Here is a 17,422-nt window from a genome sequence, read left to right on the forward strand (position 1 = left end):
TTGCGCCGCAGTTTGCGGCGCTTTACTTAGCTTATCGTATGTTTTGTGGTGTTTTTTTAGAAATACGGTAAGTTAACTAAAGTTCGCGAGTCGAAATACAATAGTCGCTGAGTTTGGATCTTTACATTTCAAGGCAGGAGTTCAATAAGCAATGGCAGCCTATTTTTCCATTATTTTAGTGCTAGTCACCCTGATTTCAGGGCTGATCTGGTTAATCGATGTGCTGGTATTTGCGCCTAAACGCCGCGAAAGCTTAGCCTTAGCCAAGGCTTCGCAGGCTAATTTAACCGAGGAAGCCGAATATAACATCATCCGCGAACCCACAGTGGTTGAAACCGCGCATTCCATCTTCCCTGTGATTGCCTTCGTGTTGATCCTGCGCTCGTTTATTTACGAACCATTCCAAATTCCCTCTGGCTCTATGATGCCAACCCTGTTAGTGGGTGACTTTATTCTGGTGGAAAAGTTTAGCTATGGCCTAAAAGATCCCGTATGGCGCACTAAACTGATTGAAACGGGCGAGCCGAAACGTGGCGATGTGATTGTGTTTAAATACCCAGAGAATCCTCAGATTGACTACATCAAGCGCGTGGTGGGTTTACCGGGCGATAGGATTATTTACCGCAACAAGCAGTTGATGATCCAAAAAGCCTGTGGCGCAGAGCAAACTAATTGCCCAGAGCCAGAACTGGTGGCGCGTACCGAAATCAGCCGTGGTGATTTCAGCCAAGATGGTGTGCCATTAATTCGTTTTAAAGAGCAACTCGGTGAAGTGGCCCACGATATTTTAATCAATCCAAGCCGCCCCGATATGCTGGGATACTTCAAGCGTGAAGCTAACTTACCTGCGGGTGAGTTCCTTGTACCCGAAGGACATTATTTTGCGATGGGTGACAACCGCGATAACAGTACCGACAGCCGTTTCTGGGGCTTTGTCCCAGAAGAAAATCTTGTCGGCAAAGCGGTGGCTATCTGGATTAGTTTTGAGTTTGACCGTTCTAAAGCCGACTTCCTGCCAACTTGGGTGCCAAGTGGGGTACGTTTTGAACGAGTAGGTGGAATTCACTAGTATGGAACCGATTAAAAATTTGCCACGTTTGTGTCGTACTTTGGGCTATGAGTTCAAGAACCTTGAGCTTCTCACCCAAGCGTTGACCCACAGAAGTGCGGCAAATAAGCACAACGAGCGGTTAGAGTTTTTAGGCGATTCGATTTTATCGATTGTGATTTCTGACGCTTTATACCATCAGTTTCCTAAGGCGACTGAGGGTGACCTGAGCCGGATGCGTGCCACCTTAGTGCGTGGCGATACGCTCACCTTGATTGCTAAGGCCTTTAAGCTTGGGGATTATTTATTCTTAGGCCCCGGCGAGTTAAAGAGCGGTGGTTTTAGACGTGAGTCTATCTTGGCCGACGCGGTCGAGGCGATTATCGGCGCAATCTACTTAGATTCCGATCTCGAAGTGTGCCGTAAGCTGTTACTGCATTGGTACGCTGAGCGTTTGGCCGAGATCCAACCGGGCGTGAATCAAAAAGACGCTAAAACCTTACTGCAAGAATATTTACAAGGGTTAAAGAAGCCGCTACCCGATTACCAAGTAATCAATATAGAAGGCGATGCCCACGATCAAACATTCACCGTTGAATGTCGTATAGATGACTTGAGCGAAAGCGTGATTGGCGTAGCGAGTTCGCGCCGCAAAGCCGAGCAGATTGCCGCGGCTCAAGTATTGGAGTTACTGAAGAAATGACCAAAAAAACAGACTTGCCAGCTGTCGATGCCGCTAACGCGAGCAATGAGCCGAGCTTAGATGAATTACTGGCAAGGATGAATGCGGCGAGCGCGGCGGCGCCGTCTGTTCACTATGATGTGACCTACTGTGGCATGGTGGCCATTATTGGGCGCCCTAACGTGGGGAAATCGACTCTGCTGAACCGTTTGCTTGGGCAAAAGATCAGTATTACCTCGAAAAAGCCGCAAACGACGCGTCATCGCATCATGGGGATCCATACCGATGGTCCACGCCAAATCGTGTTTATCGACACACCGGGTCTGCATATTGAAGAGCAGCGTGCGATTAACCGTCTGATGAACCGTGCGGCGGCGAGCTCGCTTGCCGATGTGTCTATGGTGATTTTTGTGGTCGATGGTATGACATGGACCGCCGATGATGAGATGGTATTAAGTAAACTTCGCCGTGGCGGTGAAGAGCGTAAAACCGTTTTAGCCATCAATAAAGTCGATAATATCAAAGACAAAGAAGCTCTTTTCCCTTATTTGGAAGAAGTGGCCAAGAAATATCCCTTCGATGAGATCCTGCCGATTTCAGCCAGTAAGGGCACCAACGTTAAGCGCATTTTAGAGATGGCGGCAGAGTCTCTGCCCGAGAATCCATTCTTCTTCCCCGAAGACTATGTGACCGACCGTTCGCAACGTTTTATGGCTTCTGAAATTGTCCGCGAAAAACTGATGCGCTTTTTAGGTGATGAATTGCCCTATGATGCGACGGTTGAAATCGAGCAATTTAAGATGATGGAAAACGGCGTTTATCAAATCAACGCCCTGATCTTGGTCGAGCGTGAAGGCCAAAAGCGGATGGTGATTGGTAGCAAAGGTGAGCGCATTCGTACCATCGCCACGCAAGCGCGCCTCGATATGGAAACCTTGTTTGATAACAAAGTGTTCCTCGAGGTGTGGGTGAAGGTCAAATCCGGTTGGGCCGATGATGAACGCGCCCTGCGAAGCTTAGGTTACGGTGACGATTAATCGTTACTGATAATAGGCCGAGCCTGATCATGAACGAGCGCGCAGACCGATGAAACGGGGCTATGTTTTGCATCATCGCCCTTACCGGGAGTCTAGCGCGCTGGTCAATCTCTTGGTTGACGGTATTGGTCGTGTCGATGCCGTAGCGCGAGTCGGGAGCGGAAAACGCTCCATCAAAAGTATCCTCCAGCCCTTTCAACCGCTGATTTTTGAATTTAGCGGTAAGTCTGAACTCAAGAATATCAGCCAAATTGAAGCGGCCGCGCCAGCCGTGCCTTTATCAGGTTATAGCCTGTATGCCGGCATGTATATCAATGAGTTGCTGATGCGAACCTTGTCGGTTCACCATAATGCCGAGGCGTTATTTTTCATCTACCACCAAGCCTTGGTAGGACTTGCGGCGCAGTTTTGTGAGTCGAAGCTGCGATACCTTGAGTTGGCGCTTTTGCGGGAGCTTGGGGCCATGCCATCCCTTATTCGCGATACCCAGGGCGAACCGCTGATCCCTGAACATTACTATCAGCTTGTGCCAGAACTGGGTTTTCAATTTGTGTTGAACAGCAGGGCAAAGTATACCTATCAAGGCGCGATGTTAACCGCGCTTAACGATAATCAATTGTTGCAAGAGCAGTTTTTAGAGGCCAAACGGTTGATGCGCTCGATGCTGCAACCCCTGCTCGGAAATAAGCCGCTGGTGAGCAGGCAGTTGTTTATTCAAGCGACAGCCTCTAACAGAGATGGGAATAATTAGCCCTAGCTCCTGTTTTTTACTGTCTGTCCCAGTACAATAGGGCGCAAATCAGCGTTAATTCTAGCCTTACAAACATAAAGGAGTTCCCGATGAGCCGTATCTTATTGGGTGTTAATATCGACCATATTGCGACCCTGCGTCAGGCTCGTGGCACCAGTTATCCCGATCCTGTCCATGCGGCGGCGGTTGCCGAGCATGCGGGAGCCGACGGTATCACGATTCATTTACGGGAAGACAGACGTCATATTATCGACCGCGATGTGTATCTGCTGGCAAAAACCTTAAAGACGCGGATGAACTTTGAGTGTGCAGTGACTGAAGAAATGCTCAACATTGCCTGCGAAGTCAAACCAACCTACGTTTGTTTAGTCCCTGAAAAGCGGCAAGAAGTGACGACTGAAGGCGGTTTAGATGTGGCTGGTCAACTCGATAAAATCACTGCCGCGGTAAGCCGTTTAGCTGCCAATGGTATTCAAGTGTCACTGTTTATTGATGCCGATAAGACGCAAATCGATGCCGCAGTCGCCTCTGGTGCGCCACTTATCGAAATCCATACCGGTTGCTATGCCGACGCTAAAACAGCTGAGGAAGAGGCCAAAGAACTTGCGCGTATCAGCGAAATGGCGAAATACGCTCACGGTAAGGGCTTAGTCGTGAATGCGGGCCACGGGCTGCATTATCACAATGTTAAGCCTATTGCGGCGATCCCAGAGCTGTATGAACTCAACATTGGCCATGCCATTGTCGCGCGTGCGGCCATTGATGGCTTAGCGACAGCGGTTAAAGACATGAAAGTGCTGATGTTAGAAGGTCGTCGAGGCGAATAATGGCAATCGTTGGGCTTGGCACTGACATAGTTGAAATTGAGCGTATCACGGCCCATGTGGAACGTTCCGGCGATAAGCTGGCTAAACGTGTACTCACGGAGGCTGAGTTCGAAATCTATCAACAGCATAGCCAACCGAGCCGTTATTTGGCGAAACGTTTTGCCGCCAAAGAAGCCGCAGCTAAGGCCTTGGGGACGGGGATTGGTCGAGGGGTATCTTTTCAGCATATCCATATCGGGAATACGCCCGATGGTGCGCCGACGATTGATTTTACACAAGGGGCGCAGCAGCGTTTAGCTTTGCTCAACGGCGTGGTGGGACACATTTCAATCGCGGATGAAAAATCCTACGCCATTGCGACGGTTATCCTCGAATCGCGCTAGTTTCTAACCCATTAGCACAAAGGGAGCCTTAGCTCCCTTTTTTATTGAGTAAAATGCGTGGCAACATTTTTGTTACTTTTTTCTGTTCAGTTTCGCATTTTTGGGCTAGGTTAGGTCAAAAGTGGTATCTAGATACTTATTTGCAGGGACACAGCAAAAGGAGCCCCAGATGAAATCCGCTGTAGAGCAGCTATCAACCTATAAGAGTGTGCATTTAAATCAGCGCAACATACTTACCCATTTCGTTGGTATTCCATTGATTATATGGTCTGCTTTTCTATTGCTGGCGACTATCCGTATTCCACTTGGTAGTACGGGCGATGTGAGTTTAGGTGTGATTTTAGGGGCAGGTGTGCTGGTTTATTATTTTCGCTTACATGCAAAGTTAGCGATTGGCCTAGCTTTATTTATCGCCCCCGTCGTATATACCACTGAACTCATGGCAGACTCTCCCAACGCCTTCTGGTTGGCTATATCGGTATTTATCGTGGGATGGATTTTCCAGTTAATTGGCCATCAATACGAGAAGGCCAAACCCGCTTTTGTGGACGATTTAAACCAACTGCTAATTGGTCCGTTCTTCTTAATGGCCGAAGTGTATTTTATCTTGGGGTTAGAAAAGGCGTTAGATGCTGAGATTACACCTATTGCTATCGAGAAGCGCCGGGCTCTCGAAGCACGTCTAAAGACGCAAAGCGTTAAATAATTTCTTGGGGGAGAAGGAAATCGGCTGATTCCATTTGGATTCAGCCGATTTTTTATCTGGGAACGTTAGCGTGGCGACTGATAATGCTGCGGAATGATACGTACTGTTTTGACCATATTGTCAGCAACTTCAATGACTTCTAATGGATAACCTGCTAGGCGAAGGCTAGTGTTTTCAGCGGGGATATCCTCTAAATACTCTAAGATCAGGCCATTGAGGGTTTTGGGGCCATCGGTTGGGAAATCCCATTTCATTTCTTTATTCAAATCACGGATAGTGATACTGGCATCGACTAAGTAGCTTCCATCCTGCTGGGCGGTAATGTCTTCACTCGGTGTGGCCAGCATCGAGGTGGTGAAGTCACCGACAATTTCTTCGAGAATATCTTCGAGTGTCACTAATCCTTGGATATCACCGTATTCATCGACCACTAGGCCGATACGTTCTTTATTGTGCTGAAAGTTGGCTAATTGCACATTGAGCGGTGTACCTTCGGGAATAAAGTAGAGTTCTTTGACAGCACGTAGCAATGAGGATTTACTGAACTGCTCTTTTGATTGCAGGCGCAGTGCGTCACGTAGATGAATAAAGCCGACGGCATCGTCAATGGTATCGCGGTATACCAACACTCGAGTATGTGGGCTTTGGATCACTTGGCGATTGATAAACTTAAAGTCATCGTTGACGTTAATCGCGTAGATATCCGAGCGCGGCACCATAATGTCTTCAACGGTCACCTTTTCTAAATCGAGAATCGATAACAGCATCTCTTGGTGGCGTTGGGGGATCAAGGCGCCAGCCTCATGTACAACCGTCCTTAACTCTTCTTGGCTAAGTGCATCGCTGCTGCTGATGGTTTTGATGCCGAAGAGACGCAGTATGCCTGTGGTTATCCAGTTAACGCTGGTGACGACATAGGCGAAAATCGTTGATAGACCAATGAGTAAAATACTCGATGGGAAGGCAATGCGTTCAGGGTTTAAGGCGGCGATAGTTTTGGGGGTGACTTCGGCAAAGACCAATACGACTAAGGTCAGCACACCAGTGGCTACCGCGACGCCTAAATCACCCCAAAGGCGCATACCAATAATGGTCGCAATGGCCGATGCGAGAATATTAACCAGGTTATTGCCTATCAGAATTAAGCCAATTAAGCGGTCTGGTCGTTCGAGTAACTTGAGGGCACGTATGGCACCTTTATGGCCGTTTGAGGCGAGATGTCTTAACCGATAGCGGTTAAGGGTCATCATGGCGGTTTCAGAACCTGAAAAGTAGGCAGAACAAAGGATAAGCACTAGTAAAAAAATGAGGAGTGCGCTTGTCGATATAGCGTCCAAAAATAGGCTCCAATCAGGCCGATAAGTATAAGTTGATACCGAGAAATAAACGGGGTGTCAAGTCAGCTCAGGGAATAAGCGCCTAAGCTGACTTGAAATTATTAACTAAGAATTAACTCTTTGACAATCCGAGCGCCAAAATAAGCTAAGGATAACAAGGTCGCGCCGGTTAAGGTGTAAATGACCGCTGTGCGAATTTTACAGCCGACCCAATACTGCTGCCATAGCATGGCGATATACACAAACCACGCGATGATAGACAGAATCGCCTTATGGCCTTTGCCATCGGCAAACATATCATCGAGGAAGATAAAGCCTGTGGCGAGGGATAAACTCAATAAAATCACCCCAATAATTACAAGATGATAGAGCTGCTTTTCTACCGTCATCAACGGCGGAATGCCTGGGCTTAGCATTAATTGTTTTTTCTTGAGTTTATTTTGGATCATCGCCAGCTGAATCGCGTACAGGGCAGCGATCATCAGGGCGCTGTATGCCATGAGAGAGAGCACAACGTGGGCCAAGACCTCAGGGTACAGCTCAAAGTGAGTAATAAACTTAGGTGGCAATAACCAGAGTAGGGCTACAGAGAGCACAGAGCAGGCGTAAACCACGGGTACAACCACAATCACTTTTAGCCTAAACATCATCACGGTAAAGGTGAAGGCGATGATCCAGTTCACTAACGAGATCACATTAGTGAGGCTGAAGTTTTGCCCATCGGTCGTAAACATCGCTTGAGAAAGGGCTGCTGCGTGCAAAATCACGGCGATGGCGGCGACACCGGCAACGGCCTTTCGATTAGGACCTTCAGGGTGGAACAGTCGACTTGTCACTAATACCAATGCAATGCAATAAAAAAACATGGCTGAGGCAGAAAAAATGACCATGGGTAATTAACCTATTCGTGTTGTTAATGGTGCCTTAAAAACGGGGCATACAGATCAATATTTTGCCTAGAATAACATGAGCCGTCGGCAAATGGGCAGTGACATAAGTTGCAAAATTTAGCAGATTCTTATTGTTAGACGTAAATAGTCGTAGGCGAATCGCAAAATATGACCTAAAGCAGGTTAGTTGCCGAAGTTAACGCAAGTAGGGCATAGCAGTAGCATAATGCGCCCGCATCGTTATAATACAGCCCATTAATCGAGATCCTAAAGGTATAGAGCAGGACGATGTTTGAGAATCTAACCGACAGACTGTCACGCACGCTGAAGAATATCAGTGGCCGTGGTCGCTTAACCGAAGAAAACGTTAAGGAAACCCTGCGCGAAGTGCGTATGGCGCTGCTGGAGGCCGATGTTGCCCTGCCTGTGGTGCGTGAATTCGTTAACAATGTAAAAGAACGTGCTGTTGGTCAGGAAGTAGCGAAGAGCTTAAGTCCTGGTCAAGCCTTTATTAAGATTGTTCAAAGTGAACTTGAAAAATCCATGGGCGAGGCAAACCAAGCTCTGGATTTAGCCACTCAGCCGCCAGCCGTGGTGATGATGGCGGGTCTTCAAGGCGCGGGTAAAACGACCAGCGTTGCCAAACTGGGTAAATTGCTGCGTACGCGCCATAAAAAATCGGTACTTGTCGTCAGCGCCGACGTTTATCGTCCTGCGGCGATTAAACAGCTTGAAACCTTAGCGACTGAAGTCGATGTGGAGTTCTTCCCATCGGATGTGAGCCAAAAGCCAATCGATATCGCCAAGGCGGCCATTGCCCACGCTAAACTCAAATTTATCGATGTAGTTATCCTCGACACCGCGGGTCGCCTGCACGTCGATGAAGCCATGATGGATGAGATCAAGGCGCTGCACGCGGCGGTTAAACCGATTGAGACATTGTTCGTGGTCGATGCCATGACAGGTCAAGACGCGGCAAACACGGCCAAAGCCTTTAACGAAGCGCTGCCGCTCACCGGTGTGATTTTAACTAAGGTCGACGGTGATGCGCGCGGTGGTGCGGCGTTATCGATTCGCCACATTACAGGCAAGCCGATTAAATTCCTTGGTGTCGGCGAGAAGACCGATGCCCTAGAGCCTTTCCATCCAGACCGTATCGCCTCACGTATTCTCGGCATGGGCGACGTATTATCGCTTATCGAAGAAGTTGAGCGCGGTGTCGATAAAGACAAGGCGATGAAGCTGGCTTCTAAAGTGAAGCAGGGCGGCAGTTTTGATCTCGAAGATTTCCGCGAGCAGCTACAGCAGATGAAAAACATGGGCGGCATGATGAGCATGATTGAAAAGCTGCCCGGTGTGGGTCAATTGCCACCGGATGCCCTAGCGCAAATCCAAGACGGTAAAATGACCCGTCAAATGGAAGCCATCATTAACTCAATGACGGCCAAAGAGCGTAAAAACCCTGATTTAATCAAGGGCTCACGTAAGCGCCGTATCGCAGCGGGTTCTGGTACGCAAATTCAAGACGTGAACCGTTTATTGAAACAGTTTACCCAAATGCAAAAGATGATGAAAAAGATGTCGGCCAAGGGCGGCATCCAGAAGATGATGCGCGGAATGCGTGGCATGATGCCTGGCGGAATGAAATTTCCTGGCCGTTAATTCCAGCGATTTTCATCAAAGTTGATGTTTTATCAGTTGGTTGATTCTATTTGAAATGAAGCGGGCAATCCTAAGGCAGGTTTAATAATCGCCAGATTTGGTTGCATTCGTTGAAAAGTCAGGTAAAATCTTCCGGCTTTCTATCTGGGACTCTTCGCGAACACGGGGTTCCAGTTTTTATTTTTGCTTCAAGCAAATCATTAGAGGATTGAAAACGCATGGTTACCATTCGTTTAGCTCGTGGTGGCGCTAAAAAGCGTCCATTTTACAACATCGTTGTTGCTGACAGCCGTAACGCTCGTGACGGTCGTTTCATTGAGCGTGTTGGTTTCTTCAACCCATTGGCTCGTGGCCAAGAAGAAACTTTACGTTTAGACCTAGCTCGCGTTGAGCACTGGGTTGCGAACGGCGCTGCGACAACTGATCGCGTAGCAAAATTGATCAAAGACGCTAAAGCAGCTGCTTAATAGCGTTAAGGTATAGATTGATGAGCAGTAACCAACAGCCAGTCGTACTGGGGAAATTAGGCTCCTGTCATGGCATTAAAGGTTGGCTGAAAATCACCGCCTATACCGATTCTGTTGAAGGTATCTTTGACTATTCACCTTGGCTTATTAAAGAAAATGGTGAATGGCGTGAAGTAAAAGTCATTCAGTGGCGTTACCAAGGCAAGGCGGTTGTCGCCGAGCTTGAAGGTGTCACCACGCGGGAGCGAGCACAAATGCTCACCAATTGCGAAATTGGGATCCTGCCAGAGCAGATGAACGCATTGCCAGAAGACGAGTTCTATTGGCGTGACCTCATCGGTTGTGAAGTGATTAATACCAATGGCTATAACATGGGGGTTGTCGATCAAATCGTGGAAACCGGTTCGAACGACGTGCTCTTAGTGAAAGCCAACGCGAAAGATAGCTTCGGCAAAGTGGAACGTATGCTTCCCTTTGTCCCAGGGCAATTCATCTTAAAGGTGGATGTCCAAGGTAAACAGATTTTAGTGGATTGGGATCCTGACTTTTAAGTCGAGGTACAACATATGTGGTTAGGGGTAATAACCCTGTTCCCAGAAATGTTTCGTGCCGTAACAGACTTTGGGGTTACGGGTCGTGCCGTGAAGAACGGTCTGCTTGAGTTGCACACGTGGAATCCTCGCGATTTCACCCATGATAGACACAGTACGGTAGATGACAGGCCTTACGGCGGTGGTCCCGGTATGTTGATGATGGTGCAACCCTTACGCGATGCCATCCATGCTGCGAAAGCGGCGGCAGGCGAAGAGGCAAAGGTGATTTACTTGTCACCTCAAGGACGCAAGCTGGATCAGCAAGGCGTCACTGAGTTGGCTGAATCATCCCGGTTGATTCTGGTGTGTGGTCGATACGAAGGTATTGATGAGCGCATCATTCAAACGGAAGTGGATGAAGAATGGTCGGTTGGGGATTACGTGCTTTCGGGCGGCGAATTACCCGCAATGACCTTGATAGATGCAGTATCGAGATTGGTTCCTGGCGTACTAGGAAAACAAGCTTCGGCGGAGCAAGATTCTTTCTCCGACGGTTTACTGGACTGTCCTCATTACACGCGCCCTGAAAGCTTAGATGGACTCGATGTACCCGCAGTACTGCTAAGTGGCAACCACGAACAAATTAGACTCTGGCGTTTGCAGCAAAGCCTTGGTAGGACTTTTCTAAGACGGCCAGAATTATTTGAAAATCTAGCTCTGACTGACGAACAATCGACTCTTTTAGCGCAGTTCGTTGAAGCAATGGACAAGAATGCTTAGTCGTAGCTCAGTTAATTCTAGAACGGAGTAAGTTATGAACAACATCATTAAAATGCTCAACGATGAGCAAATGAAACAAGACGTACCTGCGTTTGGTGCTGGTGATACAGTAGTAGTTCAGGTTCGTGTTAAAGAAGGTGATAAAGAGCGTTTACAGGCTTTCGAAGGCGTTGTAATTGCTAAGCGTAACCGTGGTCTGCACTCTGCATTCACAGTACGTAAAATCTCTAATGGCGAAGGTGTTGAGCGTGCATTCCAAACGCACAGCCCTCTGATCGCTAGCATTGAAGTTAAGCGTCGTGGCCGCGTTCGTCGCGCCAAACTGTACTACTTACGTGATCGTTCAGGTAAATCTGCACGTATCCGTGAAAAGCTGGCTACTAAGTAATAGTACCCGTTACAGAAAACAAGACGTAGTGTTCGCACAGAAAACCGCCCTCGTGGCGGTTTTTTGTTGCCTGACGTTTTTCTTTTTAGCCATTTCGTGTGCGTTTCGGGTGAATACGGCTTTCTACAGAGAACCACTATGCCTTCAAGCCTTCGCCTTGTCTAAAGCGCGTTTAACTCCCGCGGAATGAACAGATATTTAATGCGATGCGTATAAATGCTGAATTTGTTAAATTCTTCCTTGATCTTCTGCCAATTAATAGGCATATTGGTCGCTCACTGTAATGGTGTATCATTACAATATTACATGGTGGCCTCGGCTATTTATTCTTCCCCGCAGCGGTTTGAGATCCAGACTCCTGATCACATGGGGATATGACTTCAGTTTTAGGTGGTAAGCATGCAACAGGATACGATCAATAACGTACACATTAGTTCAGAGAAAGTTCTTATTACACCGCAGGAGCTAAAAGCGGCTCTGCCACTCTCTGAGCACGCGTATCGTTACATCCTCAATGCACGCAAAACCGTGGCGGATATTGTCCATAAGCGCGATAACCGCGTGCTTATCGTCACCGGACCCTGTTCTATCCATGATATCGATGCCGCCAAGGAATACGCCTTAAAGCTTAAAAAACTACACGATGAACTCAGTGATGAGTTTTACATCCTGATGCGAGTGTACTTTGAGAAGCCACGTACCACTGTGGGTTGGAAGGGGATGATTAACGATCCTGATATGGACGAGTCCTTCGATGTTGAGAAGGGTTTAAAAATGGCCCGTGAGCTGATGATTTGGCTAGCTGAGCTCGAACTGCCTGTGGCAACCGAAGCGCTCGACCCTATTAGCCCACAGTACATCTCGGAATTAGTCACTTGGTCGGCCATTGGTGCTCGCACGACTGAGTCGCAAACCCACAGAGAAATGGCGTCGGGTTTATCTATGCCCGTCGGCTTTAAAAATGGCACAGATGGAAAGCTTGATGTAGCGATTAACGCGCTAAAATCGGCGGCCAGCAGTCACAGATTTATGGGGATTAACCAGCAGGGCCAAGTGGCGTTATTGCAAACAGCGGGAAATCCCGATGGACATGTGATCCTCCGTGGCGGCGCCACGCCAAACTACGATGCTAAGAGCGTTGCCGAGTGTGAGGCGCAGTTACATAAGGCCAAACTCAATGCTCGCCTTATTATCGATTGCAGCCACGGTAATTCCTCTAAGGACTACACCAGGCAAGTCCCCGTGTGTGAGGATGTATTTGCCCAGATCTACAACGGCAATAAGTCCATCATTGGCGTGATGTTAGAAAGCCATTTAAACGAAGGTAATCAAAGTTGTGATAAACCATTGAGCGAATTGGCCTATGGGGTTTCTGTGACAGACTCCTGTATTAATTGGGAAAAAACCGAAAGCGTTTTACGTGCGGGCGCATCGAAGTTATCTTCGGTATTAGCAACGCGTTTCGATATGCTCAAAGTGGCCAATGCTTAAGAGTCAATCTTAAGAGCCGAATGTTTAAACACCTTATTTTAGGTGTGTAGTGGACTGATAAGATGAACGAAAAAACCACAACTGAATTAGAACACCTTCGCGGTCTCATCGATGGTGTCGACCAGCAATTGCTGCATTTACTACGTAAACGCTTAGATTTAGTCGCCCAGGTCGGAACGGTAAAACACGCCGCAGGACTGCCGATTTATGCACCGCAACGAGAAGCGGTAATGCTGGCAAAACGTCGCGAAGAAGCCAAAACCATGGGCATTGCGCCGCAACTGATTGAAGATATTTTGCGCCGCTTGATGCGTGAGTCCTATCTCAACGAGAAGGATGTCGGCTTTAAGCAAGTGAAAAACGATCTCGGTTCGGTCGTGATTGTAGGTGGTAAGGGCCAGCTTGGTGGACTGTTCCAACAAATGCTGTCGCTCTCGGGTTATCAGGTCAAAGTGTTGGATAAAGACGACTGGCAGCAAGCGGAAACCTTATTTGCTGACGCTGGATTGGTATTGGTGACTGTGCCTATCGCCATCACCTGCGACATTATCCGTGAGAAACTGACCCAATTACCGCTGGAATGTATCTTAGCCGACTTAACCTCGATCAAGACCGAACCTATGAATGCGATGTTGGCCGCTCACAAGGGGCCTGTTGTCGGCTTTCATCCCATGTTTGGCCCAGATGTCGGCAGTTTGGCTAAGCAGGTGGTGGTGGTGTGCCATGGCCGCGAAGCCGATAAATACCAATGGTTGCTCGAGCAAATTGGAATTTGGGGCGCGCGGATTGTCGAAGCTGAGCCTGAGCGTCACGACAATGCGATGCAGCTGGTACAGGCGATGCGTCACTTCTCGACCTTTGTGTATGGCTTGAACCTTTGCAAAGAAGAAGCGGATATTGAAACCCTGCTGCAATTTAGTTCACCTATCTATCGCTTAGAGCTCGCCATGGTAGGGCGTTTGTTTGCCCAAAGCCCTGAGCTCTATGCCGATATTATTTTTGCCCAGCAGGATAGCCAGCATGCGATTGGCGATTATTTGGATAACTACCGCGAAGCATTAGAGCTACTGAAACGGGGCGATAGGGACGCGTTTATCAGCCAGTTCCAAACGGTTGCAAAATGGTTTGGTGATTTTGCACCGCAGTTTCAGCGTGAAAGCCGCATGATGCTGCAATCGGTCAGTGATATGAAAACAAACTGATAATGAATGAGTTAGCCATAAAAATGCCCATCTTTGATGGGCATTTTTTTTAGGATTTCAGGCTGATTTTACCGTGTTAATTAGCAATTACTGAAGGTGATCTCTCTCTAAGATTTCGCATTCGAACCAAGAAAAGGCTATCGCTTATTTACGGTTTCGGTAGACTTATTTTAAACATGCAAAAATAAAGCATGAATTTAAATTAGGAGTCTATCCATGTTTTGTATTCAGTGTGAGCAAACTATTCGTACCCCAGCTGGCAACGGTTGTAGCTATGCCCAAGGCATGTGTGGCAAATTGGCCGCGACCTCGGATCTGCAAGATTTGTTAATCTATATGCTGCAGGGTGTTTCAGTGTATGCGACTAAGGCGCGTGAACTGGGCGTCATTCACCCTGAGGTGGATACCTTTGTTCCTAAAGCTTTTTTCTCAACCTTAACCAACGTTAACTTCGATGATGAACGCATCATCGCCTATGCCAAGCAGGCCGCTGAATACCGTGAAAGTTTAAAAAATGCCTATGAAGCGGCGTGTGAAACTGCGGGTAAACGGGCTGAATCGCTCCCTCCTGTGGCGCAATTTGTACTGGGTACCAGCAAGCCTGAAATGTTGTCTCAAGCGCCAGTCGCCTTACTCAATAAAGATAAAAATGAGATCCACGAAGATATCCTTGGGCTGAGACTACTGTGCTTATATGGCCTTAAAGGGGCAGCGGCTTACATGGAGCACGCCCGTGTATTAGGTAAAACCGATGCTGAGATTGCTGGTCGCTTCCATGAGATCATGGCGTTTCTTGGTGAGCCGAGTGTCGATGCCGATAAACTGTTCACAACAGCCATGGATATTGGTCAGCTAAACTACCGTATCATGGCCATGCTCGATGCGGGCGAGACCGAAGCCTTTGGTCATCCAGAACCGACTGTCGTCAACACTAAACCCGTTAAAGGCAAAGCGATTCTGGTTTCTGGCCATGATATGAAGGACTTAGAGCTTATCCTCGAGCAAACTGCAGGTAAAGGCATTAATGTTTATACCCATGGTGAAATGCTGCCTGCGCTTGCGTATCCTGCCTTTAAAAAATATGCCCATTTAGTGGGTAACTACGGCAGTGCATGGCAGAACCAGCAAAAAGAATTCGCTAATTTCCCCGGCGCCGTAGTGATGACTTCAAACTGTATTATCGACCCGAATGTGGGCCAATACAGCGACCGTATCTTTACTCGCAGTATAGTGGGTTGGCCTGGTGTGACCCATGTAATTGGGGATGATTTTTCAGTTGTGATCGACAAGGCTCTCTCACTCGATGGCTTCCAATACGATGAAATTCCACACAATATCACCATAGGTTTTGCCCGTAATGCCTTAATGGCCGCAGCGCCGACTGTGGTGGAAAACGTCAAAAACGGTTCTATCAAACACTTCTTCTTAGTCGGAGGTTGTGATGGTGATAAGTCGGAGCGGAGTTATTTCACCGATTTAGCGAAATCGGCGCCAAAGGATTCCGTCATCCTGACCTTAGGCTGTGGTAAGTACAAATTCAACAAGCTGGAATTTGGCGATATCAACGGTATTCCGCGCTTACTCGACATTGGCCAATGTAACGATGCCTATTCGGCTATTCAGTTAGCTATTGCGCTATCACAAATCTTTGAATGCGATATCAATGAATTACCATTGAATCTCGTGCTTTCATGGTTTGAGCAAAAAGCCATTGTCGTGCTGCTGACACTATTGTCGCTTGGGGTGAAAAACATCCGTACCGGCCCAACGCCGCCGGCGTTTTTAACGGCTAATCTTGCCAAAATTTTGGAAGAAAAATTTGGTCTGCGTAACACCACCACAGTTGAAGCCGATCTGAAGACCATGCTGAACGTGGCCTAGGCCAATTGATGCATGGAGTCACTGCGGCTTTCGCGCTAAAGCCGCAGTGTTATGGATACAAAGACGATGAATATCAGTACTATGCAAAATATCATGCCAAGTCCCGCTTTATCTTCTGCGCCTGCAAGTGTTGTGGGTTTTAGCCAGTTAGTGTGTGTGGAGCGCTGGAACGAAACCGCCGATGTGGTGAGTTTTCGCTTTCAAGCCGGTGAGCCGATGAAGTTTGATTATAAGCCGGGGCAATTTATGACCTTAGTGCTAGAGATCAACGGTGAGCAGGCTTGCCGCAGTTACACCTTGTCCTCAACCCCTTCGAGACCTTACTCTTTAATGTTAACCATCAAGCGAGTCGATGGTGGACTGGTGTCGAATTACTTGATTGATCATTTACAGCCGGGGCAGACGGTACGCGTCTTACCGCCAACGGGGCAGTTTAATCTGTTTGATATTCCTGCCAAAAAATACCTATTTTTGAGTGCAGGCTGTGGGATCACGCCCATGTATTCGATGTCGCGTTATTTAACCGACAGCCAAATGAATGCCGACATTGCTTTTGTACATAGTGCTCGCACCCAGGCCGATATTATTTTTAAAACGTCATTAGAGACCATGGCTACGCGCCATCGAGATTTTAAGCTGCGTTACATTGTTGAGGATGTCACTGCGGACACGGCTTGGCATCCCGAGGCGGTATTGCATGATATCGGCCGTTTAAGTGCCAATAATCTTCGAGCTTTAGTCCCTGATTTTGCCGAGCGAACCGTATTTTTGTGCGGGCCAGAGCCTTATATGCAGGCGGTCAAAACGATTCTTGCTGAGCTTAACTTCGATATGACTCAGTTGTATCACGAGAGTTTTGCCACAGCGGTGAAAGAGGCGCAAAGCCGCGTAAAACAGGCAGAAATGCAGGCTGAGGCTCCTGTGAGTGGCAGTAACAGCTTTATGTTATCCATAGGCGATAAAAAGCGGGCTTTAACGGCCGAGCAAAGCTTGCTTGAAGGGATTGAAGCCGAAGGCTTACCGATTATTGCGGCCTGCCGTTCGGGCGTATGCGGTGCGTGCAAATGCCAAGTGCTCGAAGGGGAGACCGAGTCTACTAGTAGCATGACCTTATCGCCTACCGAAATCGAAGCCGGATATGTGTTAGCTTGCTCGACTAAACTCAAATCGGATGTGACCCTGTCTTTAACCTGATATTTGCCTGCGAAGGGCATTGGTCGATTCATTACATTGGTGGTTTAAAAACTCTCGCGCGGAAATATTTTTGCGCCTTAGTTGCGATTATGTCTGCGAGAACGTAAGGTTAAAGACGAGGGCGGAGTAACGCCCAGTCCCATCGTCTGGCTGGAGTCTCTCA

General features: G+C 47.9%; 18 protein-coding genes. 16 read left to right on the forward strand and 2 right to left on the reverse strand.

Features of this window, described 5'->3' with window-relative positions; translation table 11 throughout:
- Positions 1 to 151 precede the first annotated feature (151 nt).
- The 7 genes from lepB (at position 152) to CF168_RS05745 (ending at position 5,434) form a co-directional block, all read left to right on the forward strand.
- Positions 152 to 1,069 (forward strand): signal peptidase I, encoded by a 918-nt coding sequence (gene lepB / locus CF168_RS05715; protein ID WP_089067266.1) that lies wholly within the window; start codon positions 152 to 154, stop codon positions 1,067 to 1,069.
- Position 1,070: 1 nt separating this feature from the next.
- Positions 1,071 to 1,751 carry a ribonuclease III gene (rnc, locus tag CF168_RS05720; RefSeq protein WP_011626882.1) on the forward strand — a complete coding sequence of 227 codons (681 nt, stop codon included), beginning with the start codon at positions 1,071 to 1,073 and terminating at the stop codon, positions 1,749 to 1,751.
- Entirely contained in the window at positions 1,748 to 2,767 is a 1,020-nt protein-coding gene (gene era / locus CF168_RS05725) for a GTPase Era (RefSeq protein WP_011623597.1), read from the forward strand. Before rnc ends, era begins: the two co-directional genes overlap by 4 nt.
- Positions 2,768 to 2,816: 49 nt before the next feature.
- Positions 2,817 to 3,518: a DNA repair protein RecO gene (gene recO / locus CF168_RS05730; protein ID WP_089067267.1), complete on the forward strand. Its 702-nt coding sequence runs from the start codon at positions 2,817 to 2,819 to the stop codon at positions 3,516 to 3,518.
- Positions 3,519 to 3,607: 89 nt separating this feature from the next.
- Positions 3,608 to 4,345, forward strand: coding sequence for a pyridoxine 5'-phosphate synthase (gene pdxJ, locus CF168_RS05735; RefSeq protein WP_089067268.1), 738 nt, complete (start codon positions 3,608 to 3,610; stop codon positions 4,343 to 4,345).
- Positions 4,345 to 4,728: a holo-ACP synthase gene (gene acpS, locus CF168_RS05740; protein WP_089067269.1), complete on the forward strand. Its 384-nt coding sequence runs from the start codon at positions 4,345 to 4,347 to the stop codon at positions 4,726 to 4,728. Before pdxJ ends, acpS begins: the two co-directional genes overlap by 1 nt.
- Before the next feature lie 169 nt (positions 4,729 to 4,897).
- Complete coding sequence (locus CF168_RS05745; RefSeq protein WP_089067270.1) at positions 4,898 to 5,434, forward strand: DUF962 domain-containing protein; 537 nt, start codon at positions 4,898 to 4,900, stop codon at positions 5,432 to 5,434.
- A gap of 65 nt (positions 5,435 to 5,499) precedes the next feature.
- On the opposite strand, the gene CF168_RS05750 is transcribed toward CF168_RS05745, so the two are convergent.
- Both CF168_RS05750 and CF168_RS05755 read right to left on the reverse strand, forming a co-directional pair.
- A complete protein-coding gene (locus CF168_RS05750) occupies positions 5,500 to 6,771 on the reverse strand; it encodes an HlyC/CorC family transporter (protein WP_011717867.1) in 1,272 nt (423 codons plus the stop codon).
- 101 nt (positions 6,772 to 6,872) lie between these two features.
- Positions 6,873 to 7,661 (reverse strand): cytochrome C assembly family protein, encoded by a 789-nt coding sequence (locus tag CF168_RS05755; protein WP_011623590.1) that lies wholly within the window; start codon positions 7,659 to 7,661, stop codon positions 6,873 to 6,875.
- A 288-nt stretch (positions 7,662 to 7,949) separates the two neighbouring features.
- Here CF168_RS05755 and ffh point away from each other — a divergent pair, with 288 nt between their 5' ends.
- From ffh to CF168_RS05800, 9 genes are all read left to right on the forward strand, one after another.
- Entirely contained in the window at positions 7,950 to 9,323 is a 1,374-nt protein-coding gene (gene ffh / locus CF168_RS05760) for a signal recognition particle protein (protein WP_011623589.1), read from the forward strand.
- A 218-nt stretch (positions 9,324 to 9,541) separates the two neighbouring features.
- Entirely contained in the window at positions 9,542 to 9,790 is a 249-nt protein-coding gene (rpsP, locus tag CF168_RS05765) for a 30S ribosomal protein S16 (protein WP_011071566.1), read from the forward strand.
- Positions 9,791 to 9,810: 20 nt separating this feature from the next.
- Entirely contained in the window at positions 9,811 to 10,341 is a 531-nt protein-coding gene (gene rimM / locus CF168_RS05770; RefSeq protein ID WP_086903309.1) for a ribosome maturation factor RimM, read from the forward strand.
- Positions 10,342 to 10,356: 15 nt separating this feature from the next.
- On the forward strand, positions 10,357 to 11,103 hold the full coding sequence (gene trmD / locus CF168_RS05775) for a tRNA (guanosine(37)-N1)-methyltransferase TrmD (RefSeq protein WP_011623586.1): 747 nt from the start codon (positions 10,357 to 10,359) through the stop codon (positions 11,101 to 11,103).
- 34 nt (positions 11,104 to 11,137) lie between these two features.
- Positions 11,138 to 11,491, forward strand: coding sequence for a 50S ribosomal protein L19 (rplS, locus tag CF168_RS05780; RefSeq protein WP_006080791.1), 354 nt, complete (start codon positions 11,138 to 11,140; stop codon positions 11,489 to 11,491).
- Between the two features lie 399 nt (positions 11,492 to 11,890).
- On the forward strand, positions 11,891 to 12,982 hold the full coding sequence (locus CF168_RS05785; protein ID WP_011623585.1) for a 3-deoxy-7-phosphoheptulonate synthase: 1,092 nt from the start codon (positions 11,891 to 11,893) through the stop codon (positions 12,980 to 12,982).
- A 62-nt stretch (positions 12,983 to 13,044) separates the two neighbouring features.
- Complete coding sequence (gene tyrA, locus CF168_RS05790; RefSeq protein WP_089067271.1) at positions 13,045 to 14,184, forward strand: bifunctional chorismate mutase/prephenate dehydrogenase; 1,140 nt, start codon at positions 13,045 to 13,047, stop codon at positions 14,182 to 14,184.
- 216 nt (positions 14,185 to 14,400) lie between these two features.
- The gene (gene hcp, locus CF168_RS05795) at positions 14,401 to 16,065 is read left to right on the forward strand and encodes a hydroxylamine reductase (protein ID WP_089067272.1); all 1,665 of its coding nucleotides are present in this window, start codon (positions 14,401 to 14,403) and stop codon (positions 16,063 to 16,065) included.
- An 81-nt stretch (positions 16,066 to 16,146) separates the two neighbouring features.
- Positions 16,147 to 17,259: a hybrid-cluster NAD(P)-dependent oxidoreductase gene (locus CF168_RS05800; protein ID WP_089068910.1), complete on the forward strand. Its 1,113-nt coding sequence runs from the start codon at positions 16,147 to 16,149 to the stop codon at positions 17,257 to 17,259.
- The last annotated feature ends 163 nt before the right edge of the window (positions 17,260 to 17,422 follow it).

Source organism: Shewanella bicestrii, assembly GCF_002216875.1.
Classification (GTDB): Bacteria; Pseudomonadota; Gammaproteobacteria; order Enterobacterales; family Shewanellaceae; genus Shewanella; species Shewanella seohaensis.